Consider the following 10,822-nt stretch of genomic DNA (forward strand, 5'->3'; position numbering starts at 1 on the left):
CTACCTGCAAGTACGAAGACACTTCCGTAAGTAGTTTTTTGTTGTTGAGAATAACTACCTGAGTACCAATCAGTCGCTGACCTTTGATAAAGAGCTGTCGGACTGCCGTAAATCTGGTAGCGACTGCCAGGCTGTCATCGATAAATGGAAGAAAATCAGCGATAACCAAAGCCAGCAACTGGATGAGACCCTGAAAGATAACCCGGCTTCCGCGCTTGCATGGGATAAGGAACTGGCCGAAGGTGGTCTCGATATGGCGAGTCGTCCAGCCTGGATGAATAATATTCCGGGTGCCGAGGGAATGAGCGATGAACAGGCCCGGGCATATGTTCAGCAGTGGAACAGTCAGGATCTGAGTAAAATCGATGCCGGTACGCCAGGCTGGATGCAGTTTGCGGCATTTGCTTCAGACCCGGAAAATCAGGCGGCGCTGGGTTCGCTGGGGCTCTTAACGAAAGAGCTTGCGACTGCTGCCGTCTCCTTTATGGGGCGTAATACGGCGACAGCGACGGTCAGCGCCGCGGATATTGGTCTGAAGTGGGGCCAGGAGAATATGAAGCAGAGCATGCCATGGGAGAATTATGTCGGGACATCATTACCTGCTGATGCACGTTTGCCTCAGAATTTCAAAACCTTTGATTACTATGACGGTGCGACAAAAACAGCAGTCAGCGCTAAATCATTGGACACTCAGACAATGGCAAAACTATCTAACCCAAATCAGATCTACAGTTCGATAAAAGGAAATATTGACGCGGCAGCAAAATTTGATATATATACTCTTTCGAAAACTTCCCTTGATTCTTCAATTATCTCTAATAGAGAAATACAACTTGCAGTTCCGGCTAATACTACTAAAACACAATGGACAGAGATAAATAGGACTATTGAGTACGGTAAAAGTCAGGGTGTAACCGTTAAAGTGACTCAGGTGAAATAATGAAATTTAATAAAGAACAAGATTATTGGGCAACTTGTTATTGTACCAATGAGTTTTTACTAATTGAAACTCAATCAGGACTCGGAAGAACTAGTGCAGATCCACTATTCCCTCCCCATTTACTACTACCTGAAGCTGACGACGAATGTGCTGGTGAAACTATATTACAGGCTTTAGCCAATAGCCGGACACTGAATAAGTTAGAGGATCGTGTTGATTTTTTTGACATTGAGAAAGGTAAGGAGAAGTATGCGGCCTGGATAGCCATGCTGATGGATAAATACGGTTATAAAACCAAACGCGCTTTATTCAAGGATATGAAACATTGCATTATTCATTGTGTTAATGGTGTCATTACCATATCACCAACACGTCATGAAAAATTAGAAGGTTGGGGTAGAACTAAAGGTGATGGTATTGAAGATGTCATTCTTCCGGCCGACAGTTCCCTAGCAGAGATTGGTGCAGGTCTGCGGTTAGCCCTCAGTCGTTGCAAAGATTAATTTGAAATGTCGGCTGAATTGCTTTGCCCTTTTCACTTCCATACAAAATGTGTTTTAGGAGTGCCGCCATAATGTTGTGTGTTGTGCTTCCGGCAATCTCACATTGATGCTCACAGGTGCCGATTGTGCTGACGTTTTTCCAGTGTGCAGGGACTAGCGGTCAACAGTGTCTGGTCGTGGTGTGCTGAGTCAGTCCCGGTGGCAGGGAACTGGATTTACTGCAAGGGACCGGACGCCAGAGCAGATCGCACACCATCGGTACATTGTGGCGGGGTATGCCACATCTGCTCAGGGCGTCAGGTCACTGTTCTGGTGATCTTCGCCGGGGCGGTAGCGTGCTAGGGCGAAAAACGCTTAACAGCGCAAAAAGTTGCCACTCCGGAAGTATAGCAGGGGAAATCGGTTGTAACTCACGGAAAGAACAGGGTAAAACCGGGTTCATCGCAGCAACCTGTACCGGAAAGAGTTGTTGTTGAGAATAACTCGCTCAGTGAGGCCGCTGATTATCTGGCAACGGGTAAAAAGCTGGAAGACAGATACCGTGACGCTCAGCAACAACTGAAAGAAGCGGTTGAAGAGTTTAAAGCGAAGAACTGCTCGGGACTCAGCAGTGAGGCGTGTGGTGCGAAGATGGATGCGCACCGGGATGAACTTCTTGCCGGGGCAATGGAATTTGGCAGCGATTTTGTCCCTGTCTACAGTGACATCAAGAGTTTTGCTGAAGCGCAGTCAGCGTATGATTATCTGATTGCAATAATCGGGGTTTTCCCGCCTGCGAAAGGGGCTAAGACATTACTCAACGGGGTTGAAGCAGCCCTGAAAAAAGGTGATGTAGCGGAAGCATCGAAGCTGCTCAATAAAGCCAGCGATGAAATTGCTGCTATTTCAGGCAGTAAAGGAAGCTGGAGTAAAGAGCTTAATAATCCAAAACCAAATACAATTTACAAAGTTGATGACAATAAAATATTTAAGACTGACTCTCAAGGACGGATAGCTAGTGTTGAGAGTACGTTATCTTGGTCTAAAAGTGATCGAAATATCTATCAACAATGTAAGGCAGGTAAATGTGGAATCGAAGGTGATGAGGGTGGTCATTTAATTGCCAGTATCTTTAATGACCCGGGCGAAAAGCTCAATCTTGTTCCTATGGATGGCAACCTGAATAAAGGTGCATGGAAACAGATGGAAAATACATGGGCCAGTGCTTTGAAAGACGGTAAACAGGTTAATGTGAAGATAGAACCTTCTTATAGTAGTATTAGCAAAAGACACGACAGTTTTACTGTCACTTACCAGATAAATGATGAACGTCCAATTAGAGAGATTTTTAATAATGCTCCAGGAGGCAAGTAATGTTTGCTCGTGATGATGAGTTATATTCAGACATAGGTCGAATATTGTATGAATCAGCACCTGAAGATGCTCGAAAAATTTTCTTGGATGCAGAACTGTCATACGAAAACGATCACGCTAAATTTTTATACGATTATATTAATAAAGATGGACAAAAAAAGTGTTTTTTACCCGAAACTCCAGCAACAGATAGTCTGCTTCTTGAGAAGATAGTAGAACTAAAATATTATTATTTAGAGCATGGACTCACTAATGGACGTCCCGCATGGCATGGTTGCCTTGTTATAGTTGACCTTGAAGAAATGAAAGTTAACTTAGATTATCGGTATGATTAAAATAAATCCCGCCCAGCGTTGGCGGGATTTTCGCTTCGCAAATTTACTCACTAATTACTGAATCCTTCCCGGTAGGCTATTTCACAATGGCCTGCTTCTTACCTTAAAATCCCCACACCCGTTGCAAGATTTCATCTTGCATGATTCTCCTTTTATTTTAATAAGTTACCGTGAGTATGAAGTTGCATTTTTAACGCAGTGCGAAAATACAGAGCCGTTGACGACTCTAGCGTCTGCGGGGCCAAAAACGCTTAACAGCGAAAAAAGTTGCCGCGCCGGAAGTACAGCAGGGAAAAACGGTTTTAACAAACTGAAATTAGAGGAAAAATCCCTCTTCGTCGCCGGACTTCGCAACGGACAAAGTTGTTGTTGAGAATAACTCCCTCAGCTTGGACCTGACCGGAGCTCTGGCTGGCGCATCAGCCCCGGAACTGGCGCGTCTGGTGAAGGAAACAACGGAGAGTAATACTGCAGTTAACGCCGTGGCGCACGCTGTTTTGGGTGGTGTGGTGGCTGCTTTGCAGGGTAACAGCGCGACATCAGGCGCTGCTGGTGCGGCAACGGGCGAGCTGGTTGCCCGCGCTATTGCGGATATTTATTACCCTAGCGTGAAAATGTCAAACCTGACGGAGTCGCAAAAGCAGACCATCAGCTCACTGGCGAGTGTGTCGTCGGGAATTGCCGGCGGGCATTGCCGGCGGGCTACTGGAAGACAGTACATCTTCGGCGGCAACGGGGGCGAGTGCCGGGAAGAATGCGGTTGAGAATAATGCGCTGGGTGTTGCACCTCCGGTTCCAGTGCCTGTTCCCGGGGTTCCGGTAAGCCCGGGGGATCAGGTCACCAAAAACGCCAATGACAAAATAGCGTCAGCTGTGGATGATCTGTTTGATGCAGTTGATAAAGCCACTCAGTGTAGCTTTGGGCGTGCATGTTCTTCGGATGATTCAAATCAGGAATCGAAACCCAACGTTGCCGGCAACATGACGGATAACGAGAAGGCTGAATATGGTGGAGCTGGGTCAGGCTCTCCGACTCCACCAGAAGATGATCATGAAAAACAAGAAAGTAAGCCTGTTGATAAACTCAATCAAAAGCAAGAAAGTGCTATCAAGAAGATCGATAACACTATAAAAAATACTTTAAAAGATCATGATATCACAGGAACTCTTAAGGATATGGATGGTAACCCTGTACCTAAGGAAAGCGGTGGATATTGGGATCACATGCAGGAAATGCAAAATACCCTCAGGGGTTTAAGGAATCATGCAGAAACATTGAAAAATGTTAATAATCCTGAAGCTCAAGCGGCATATGGTCGCGCAACAGATGCTATCAATAAAATTGAATCAGCCTTGAAAGGACATGGGATATGATTACTTTCCGTAAGTTGATAGGAAAAATAAATTTAAAACCTGATTCCGTTCAGAAATCATCGCTTGAACAATGGTTTGAACGTGTCATTGATATACCAATAGAAGAGCTGTCCGTAGAAGATCTTTGTCGTGCTATTCGTCAGGATCTCTTTATCGATCAGCTAATGCCAAGAGTATTACAAGTATTGGAGAAAGACCCATTGGCGGGAGAATATTACGATGGTGAACTCATTGCAGCTCTGGCAACAGTAAAAGTAGAGGATCTAAAAGGTCATATGGACTGTTTTGAACAGGCTAAGATGATTATAAATAAAATAAACACTTCAGATATTGATAATGAATTAAGAAAAGATATATTCAAAATCAATAAAATAGGTACGTGAGGAAAAGTAGCTTGTTCTCGCAAGGTAATGGTGTGAACGTGTTCAGGCAAAAAAGGTGCGTCGGGGAAAATATTGACAGCACTAAAGTGCGCCTGCGAGAGTGGGTTTTAACCTGCTGACTGTACAGGGAAAATGCCTGTTCGTTCTCTATAATCGTGTCGGATCGAGTTGTTGTTGAGAATAACTCCCTCAGCTTGGGCCTGACCGGAGCTCTGGCTGGCGCACCAGCCCCGGAACTGGCGCGTCTGGTGAAGGAAACAACGGAGAGTAATACTGCAGTTAACGCCGTGGCGCACGCCGTTCTGGGTGGTGTGGTGGCTGCTTTGCAGGGTAACAGCGCGGCATCAGGCGCTGCTGGCGCTGCAACAGGCGAGCTGATTGCACGCGCTATTGCGGATATTTATTACCCTGGCGTGAAAATGTCAGACCTGACGGAGTCGCAAAAGCAGACCATCAGCTCACTGGCGAGTGTATCGGCGGGAATTGCGGGGGGATTGCCGGAGACAGTACATCGGCGGCGGCAACGGGGGCGAGCGCCGGGAAGAATGCGGTTGAGAATAATGCGCTCAGCTTCGGTGATGGTTTTGAAAGCAATGCTGCGGCGGCTACATCATGGAACAAGTACGCAGTGGACAATAATCTGACACCGGAACAAACACAGGCTGGGCTGGATAAGATAACGAAAGGTGATATGCCGGACAGCACCAATATCACGAAAGTGATTGTGGATGGATATCAGGATGGTGTAATGATTGCAGGGGCTTGGTATTTAGGACCTGCTGCATCAGTTGGTAAGGTGATTAGTGGTGGAGTAGTTGCAGAAATGGCCAACGGAAGCTACCAGTGGTTTGACCTGAGCCAGCCGGGTAATGAAAACAAAAGCTGGGACTGGAAAAGTAGTGCTAGCTCAGGCATTGCAGGTATGCTTGCGGCAGGAAGAACTATCGGACAAAACGTCGGAATTTCTATGGGGAGTGCATTTTTTACCGATGGTCCAAATACTGGTTCTATCGGTGGTGCAGCTTTTGGTGCATGGTTTGGTGGAAAATTTGGTGAGTTTGCTCCTTTCCCTGGGGAGGTTAATGACCTGATCGGCGGTATCGGTGGGGAAGTTATAAGTAACAAGATTAAAGATAAGGTTAGTGAAAGTGAAAAATAAAACCAAGTTATCTGTTTTTCTTCTGAGTACCATTTACTATGGACTTTGTTTTTTTGTTTTTATTTTCTTAGTAAATAATGTGGTTATTGAATTTTTGACATCCGGGCATGTTGATTTTTCCAAGAAATCATTAAGTTATTTATCTGTTGTGAGTTTGATTATTGGATTGGCTTCTGGTGCAAGAATATGGATCTTCGCAAAACTTGACGAGCGAAAATCGCGTAAATTGCCTCCGTCAGATCCTAAGTGAGATTTGCAACAATCTAAACTCATACTGTTGGGATTACCCCCAAACAAATCGGAAAACCGATACTGGAAAAACTCTAAAGCCGTGGCCAGTTTTAGTTGACCACAACAGTGATGATTTGGGGTAAGTCAGGTTTAATTGAGTTGACGAAAAACCGATTAAAATCAGTAGGTAGTTCACGTGAGTGGAGTTCGGGAGATTTGAAATTGGAGCGGGCGAAGGGAATCGAACCCTCGTATAGAGCTTGGGAAGCTCTCGTTCTACCATTGAACTACGCCCGCAAAGGTGTGCGAGGAGCATTATAAACCTTACTCCTCGCCTGGCAAGCACTCTGGGTGCTAAGTGACGATAAAATAACCGGTTAGCACTTCGGCTTACTGCCCTGCGGCGGTAAATAGCGCAGTGGATCGATTGCCGTTGCCCGGTAACGAATCTGGAAATGCAGCCGCACCGAATCCGCATCCGAACTGCCCATGGTGGCTATCTGCTGGCCAATCTTCACGCTCTGCCCGTTGTTGACCAGCAGTTTATCGTTGTGAGCATAAGCGGTAATGTAATCTTCGTTATGTTTAATCATCACCAGATTACCGTAACCGCGCAGCTGGTTGCCGACGTAAACCACCTTACCTGCCCCGGCTGCGTACACCGGCTGTCCACGGCTGCCCGCGATATCGATCCCTTTGTTGCCACCCTCTGAGGTTGAATACTTCATCACCACTTTACCGCTGGCGGGCCAGCGCCAGCAGCGTTGCCCTACCGGCGGCCATGATGACTGCGGCACCGCAGAAGACGGCACCACTTTTGCCGTTTTGCTGGCAGTCGATTTTTTCGTACTGGATGAGGACGCGCCGCTCACCTTCAGCTTTTGTCCAACTTCGATGGTATACGGCGGAGAAATCCCGTTCATCCGCGCCAAATCTCGCACGCTGGTGCCCGTCATACGCGAAATTCGCGACAACGTATCACCACGCTTCACGGTGTAAACCGAACCGCTATAGCTGCCTTCTGATGAGTTACCCGCACAGCCAGACAGCGCCAGACCAATCGTCAGGCACATTAACAGTCGTCGTAGGGAAGAGATTTGGCTTCCTGCTCGCAAAACGAATCCTCAGGTCAAAAGCGTTCGAAGAATCTATGATAGCAGGGTAGCACGAGATGCTAAACCATCAGGGCTGTGGATTGGCATGAGAATGCGGCGCACAGAGAACATGAGCCATCCCGGTGGCTAAAAGGAGGCAGGGCTTGTTTTGGTAATGCCTTTTTCCCACTTATGGGCTACGCTGGTTGCCTGAGTATATGGCCCGGTGGGTTTATGCCGGGTCATCTTTCATTTTCAGGAGTTGCCATGGCAGGGGAACACGTCATTTTGCTCGATGAGCACGATCAACCGTGCGGATTACTGGATAAGTATGCCGCGCACACTCTCTCTACCCCGCTGCATCTCGCCTTCTCTTGTTGGTTATTTAACGATCGCGGCCAGTTTCTGGTCACCCGCCGCTCTCTCAGTAAAGTGGCCTGGCCCGGCGTATGGACTAACTCAGTCTGCGGGCATCCACAGCAGGGCGAGACCTTCGAACAGGCGATTGCCCGCCGCTGTCGCTTTGAGCTGGGTGTCGAAATCAGCCACATTACCCCGGTCGCGCCCGACTTCCGCTATCGCGCCGTAGCGCCTAACGGTATCGTCGAAAACGAAGTATGTCCGGTGTATGCGGCTCGCATCACCAGCGCCGTACAGCCGAATGCCGACGAGGTCATTGAGTACCAGTGGTGCGAACTCGACGACGCGCTGTATGCGCTAGCGCTGACGCCGTGGGCGTTTAGCCCGTGGATGGTGATGGAGGCGGCAGACGCGAAGGCGCGTCAGGCGTTGATCGATTTCGCCCACATCTAGCCCCAATCGCAGACATAAAAAAACCCGGCCATGGCCGGGTTTTTTACCTTTCGCTTTCGCGATTATTTCACCGGACGCATCGCCGGGAACAGAATCACGTCGCGGATGGTGTGGCTGTTGGTGAACAGCATGACCATACGGTCGATACCAATACCCAGACCCGCAGTCGGCGGCAGACCGTGTTCCAGCGCGGTAACGTAGTCTTCGTCATAGAACATTGCTTCGTCATCACCCGCATCTTTGGCGTTAACCTGATCCTGGAAGCGCTGCGCCTGATCTTCTGCGTCGTTCAGCTCGCTGAAACCGTTACCGATTTCGCGGCCGCCGATGAAGAATTCAAAGCGGTCAGTGATTTCCGGGTTCACGTCGTTACGGCGCGCCAGCGGAGAAACTTCCGCCGGGTATTCGGTGATGAAGGTCGGCTGAATCAGGTGCGCTTCGGCCACTTCTTCGAAGATCTCGGTCACGATACGGCCCAGACCCCAGCTCTTCTCAACGTGAATACCGATGCTTTCAGCAATGGCCTTCGCGGAGTCGAAGTTATCCAGATCCGCCATGTCAGTTTCCGGACGGTATTTCTTGATAGCTTCACGCATGGTCAGTTTTTCGAACGGCTTGCCGAAGTCGAAAGTCTGGTCGCCGTAAGGCACCGCGGTGTGGCCCAGAATATCCTGCGCCAGGGTACGGAACAGGGATTCGGTCAGCTCGATCAGATCTTTGTAGTCTGCGTACGCCATGTAGAGTTCCATCATGGTGAACTCAGGGTTGTGGCGAACGGAGATACCTTCGTTACGGAAGTTACGGTTGATTTCGAACACACGCTCGAAGCCGCCAACCACCAGACGTTTCAGGTACAGTTCCGGCGCGATACGCAGGTACATGTCCAGATCCAGCGCGTTGTGATGGGTGATGAACGGACGAGCGGACGCGCCGCCAGGGATCACCTGCATCATCGGTGTTTCCACTTCCATAAAGCCGCGGCCCACCATGAACTGACGGATACCCGCCAGAATCTGAGAACGCACTTTGAAAGTCTTGCGGGATTCATCGTTAGAGATGAGATCCAGGTAACGCTGACGGTAGCGCGCTTCCTGATCCTGCAGGCCGTGGAATTTGTCCGGCAGCGGACGCAGTGCTTTGGTCAGCAGACGCAGTTCGGTGCAGTGGATAGACAGCTCACCGGTTTTGGTTTTGAACAGCTTACCTTTCGCGCCCAGAATATCGCCGAGGTCCCATTTCTTGAACTGCTCGTTGTAGATGCCTTCCGGCAGATCGTCACGCGCGACGTACAGCTGAATACGGCCGCCAACGTCCTGCAGCGTAACGAAGGACGCTTTACCCATAATACGGCGGGTCATCATACGGCCCGCAACGGAGACCTCGATATTCAGCGCTTCGAGTTCTTCGCCTTCCTTATCATCAAATTTCGCATGCAGAAGGTCTGAGGTGCTGTCGCGACGGAAATCGTTCGGGAACGGGATGCCCTGCTCACGCAGTGCAGCCAGCTTCTCGCGGCGTGCCTTCATTTCATTGTTAAGATCGACTACCTCGTCAGCGCCTTGTGCGTTTTGTTCAGACATTTTGGTTCCTCATAGCCCTGCTTTCAAACTTGCTTCGATAAATTGATCCAGACTTCCGTCCAGTACCGCCTGCGTATTGCGGGTTTCCACCCCAGTGCGCAGGTCTTTAATACGGGAATCGTCCAGGACATACGAACGAATCTGACTACCCCAGCCGATATCAGACTTGTTGTCTTCCATCGCCTGTTTTTCCGCGTTCTTTTTCTGCATTTCCAGTTCATAAAGCTTCGCTTTCATCTGCTTCATGGCCTGGTCTTTGTTCTTGTGCTGGGAACGGTCGTTCTGGCACTGCGTCACAATCCCGGTCGGGATGTGGGTGATACGCACCGCAGATTCCGTACGGTTAACGTGCTGGCCGCCCGCGCCGGAGGCACGGTAAACGTCGATACGCAGATCTGCCGGGTTGATGTCGATATCGATATCGTCATCCACTTCCGGGTACACGAACGCGGAGCTAAAGGAGGTGTGGCGACGGCCACCGGAGTCGAACGGGCTCTTACGCACCAGGCGGTGAACGCCGGTTTCGGTACGCAGCCAGCCGTAGGCGTAATCGCCGGAGATTTTGATGGTCACGGATTTAATCCCGGCCACTTCCCCTTCGGACTCTTCGATAATTTCAGTTTTAAAGCCGCGCGCTTCTGCCCAACGCAGATACATACGCTCGAGCATGCTTGCCCAGTCCTGCGCTTCAGTACCGCCGGAACCGGCCTGGATATCAAGGTAGCAATCGGCGTTGTCATATTCGCCAGAGAACATACGACGGAACTCGAGCTGCGCCAGCTTCTCTTCCAGCGTGTCCAGCTCGGCAACGGCTTCGTTGAAGGTGTCTTCGTCGTCGGCTTCTACAGCCAGTTCCAGCAGGCCGGAAACGTCTTCCAGGCCCTGGGCCATTTGGTCGAGGGTATCGACGATCGCTTCAAGGGAAGAACGCTCTTTGCCCAGCGCCTGCGCGCGTTCGGGTTCGTTCCAGACATCCGGCTGTTCCAGCTCGGCGTTTACTTCTTCCAGACGCTCTTTCTTAGCATCATAGTCAAAGATACCCCCTAAGAACGTCGGA

At 49.4% G+C, this 10,822-nt stretch carries 11 protein-coding genes, 1 tRNA gene and 1 pseudogene; 9 read left to right on the top strand and 4 right to left on the bottom strand.

Annotation, left to right across the window (positions count from 1 at the left end; translation table 11 throughout):
* The first annotated feature begins 253 nt into the window (after nucleotides 1-253).
* The 8 genes and pseudogenes from ACW14G_RS10365 (at nucleotide 254) to ACW14G_RS10400 (ending at nucleotide 6,047) form a co-directional block, all read left to right on the top strand.
* Nucleotides 254-940, top strand: a complete 687-nt coding sequence (locus ACW14G_RS10365) for an endonuclease toxin domain-containing protein (RefSeq protein WP_419057819.1) — start codon at nucleotides 254-256, stop codon at nucleotides 938-940.
* Complete coding sequence (locus ACW14G_RS10370) at nucleotides 940-1,443, top strand: contact-dependent growth inhibition system immunity protein (RefSeq protein WP_249022779.1); 504 nt, start codon at nucleotides 940-942, stop codon at nucleotides 1,441-1,443. Before ACW14G_RS10365 ends, ACW14G_RS10370 begins: the two co-directional genes overlap by 1 nt.
* Nucleotides 1,444-2,073: 630 nt before the next feature.
* Nucleotides 2,074-2,796, top strand: a complete 723-nt coding sequence (locus tag ACW14G_RS10375) for a DNA/RNA non-specific endonuclease (protein WP_419057817.1) — start codon at nucleotides 2,074-2,076, stop codon at nucleotides 2,794-2,796.
* A complete protein-coding gene (locus tag ACW14G_RS10380) occupies nucleotides 2,796-3,131 on the top strand; it encodes a hypothetical protein (RefSeq protein WP_419057815.1) in 336 nt (111 codons plus the stop codon). Before ACW14G_RS10375 ends, ACW14G_RS10380 begins: the two co-directional genes overlap by 1 nt.
* A gap of 663 nt (nucleotides 3,132-3,794) precedes the next feature.
* Nucleotides 3,795-3,863, top strand: a pseudogene (locus ACW14G_RS10385) (hypothetical protein); the annotation flags it as partial.
* Between the two features lie 141 nt (nucleotides 3,864-4,004).
* The gene (locus tag ACW14G_RS10390; protein ID WP_419057832.1) at nucleotides 4,005-4,505 is read left to right on the top strand and encodes a ShlA/HecA/FhaA protein; all 501 of its coding nucleotides are present in this window, start codon (nucleotides 4,005-4,007) and stop codon (nucleotides 4,503-4,505) included.
* Entirely contained in the window at nucleotides 4,502-4,888 is a 387-nt protein-coding gene (locus ACW14G_RS10395; RefSeq protein ID WP_419057813.1) for a contact-dependent growth inhibition system immunity protein, read from the top strand. Before ACW14G_RS10390 ends, ACW14G_RS10395 begins: the two co-directional genes overlap by 4 nt.
* 628 nt (nucleotides 4,889-5,516) lie before the next feature.
* Nucleotides 5,517-6,047: an adhesin gene (locus ACW14G_RS10400; protein WP_455648578.1), complete on the top strand. Its 531-nt coding sequence runs from the start codon at nucleotides 5,517-5,519 to the stop codon at nucleotides 6,045-6,047.
* 454 nt (nucleotides 6,048-6,501) lie between these two features.
* Here ACW14G_RS10400 and ACW14G_RS10405 read toward each other — a convergent pair.
* Nucleotides 6,502-6,575, bottom strand: a tRNA-Gly gene (locus tag ACW14G_RS10405).
* An 80-nt stretch (nucleotides 6,576-6,655) separates the two neighbouring features.
* A complete protein-coding gene (gene actS / locus ACW14G_RS10410) occupies nucleotides 6,656-7,351 on the bottom strand; it encodes an amidase activator ActS (protein WP_249022775.1) in 696 nt (231 codons plus the stop codon).
* A 288-nt stretch (nucleotides 7,352-7,639) separates the two neighbouring features.
* Between actS and idi the strand changes: the two genes are divergently transcribed.
* A complete protein-coding gene (idi, locus tag ACW14G_RS10415; protein ID WP_249022774.1) occupies nucleotides 7,640-8,185 on the top strand; it encodes an isopentenyl-diphosphate Delta-isomerase in 546 nt (181 codons plus the stop codon).
* 62 nt (nucleotides 8,186-8,247) lie between these two features.
* Here the strand turns inward: idi and lysS are convergent, their stop codons facing one another.
* Together lysS and prfB are read right to left on the bottom strand one after the other, a co-directional pair.
* Complete coding sequence (lysS, locus tag ACW14G_RS10420) at nucleotides 8,248-9,765, bottom strand: lysine--tRNA ligase (protein WP_455648579.1); 1,518 nt, start codon at nucleotides 9,763-9,765, stop codon at nucleotides 8,248-8,250.
* Nucleotides 9,766-9,774: 9 nt separating this feature from the next.
* Nucleotides 9,775-10,822 (bottom strand): peptide chain release factor 2 gene (prfB, locus tag ACW14G_RS10425; protein ID WP_455648580.1). Its coding sequence is split into 2 segments (ribosomal slippage), with 1,047 coding nucleotides annotated over them: nucleotides 9,775-10,797 and nucleotides 10,799-10,822; the frame shifts between segments, so codons are not numbered across the junction. This gene is flagged as partial in the annotation.

The organism is Kluyvera sp., from assembly GCF_965301105.1.

Bases quoted from the DNA above. Each gene is read 5' to 3' on its own strand.
- ACW14G_RS10365 (WP_419057819.1), top strand. From the start codon at position 254: ATGGCGAGTCGTCCAGCCTGGATGAATAATATTCCGGGTGCCGAGGGA.
- ACW14G_RS10370 (WP_249022779.1), top strand. From the start codon at position 940: ATGAAATTTAATAAAGAACAAGATTATTGGGCAACTTGTTATTGTACC.
- ACW14G_RS10375 (WP_419057817.1), top strand. From the start codon at position 2,074: ATGGATGCGCACCGGGATGAACTTCTTGCCGGGGCAATGGAATTTGGC.
- ACW14G_RS10380 (WP_419057815.1), top strand. From the start codon at position 2,796: ATGTTTGCTCGTGATGATGAGTTATATTCAGACATAGGTCGAATATTG.
- ACW14G_RS10395 (WP_419057813.1), top strand. From the start codon at position 4,502: ATGATTACTTTCCGTAAGTTGATAGGAAAAATAAATTTAAAACCTGAT.
- actS (WP_249022775.1), bottom strand. From the start codon at position 7,351: ATGTGCCTGACGATTGGTCTGGCGCTGTCTGGCTGTGCGGGTAACTCA.
- idi (WP_249022774.1), top strand. From the start codon at position 7,640: ATGGCAGGGGAACACGTCATTTTGCTCGATGAGCACGATCAACCGTGC.
- lysS (WP_455648579.1), bottom strand. From the start codon at position 9,765: ATGTCTGAACAAAACGCACAAGGCGCTGACGAGGTAGTCGATCTTAAC.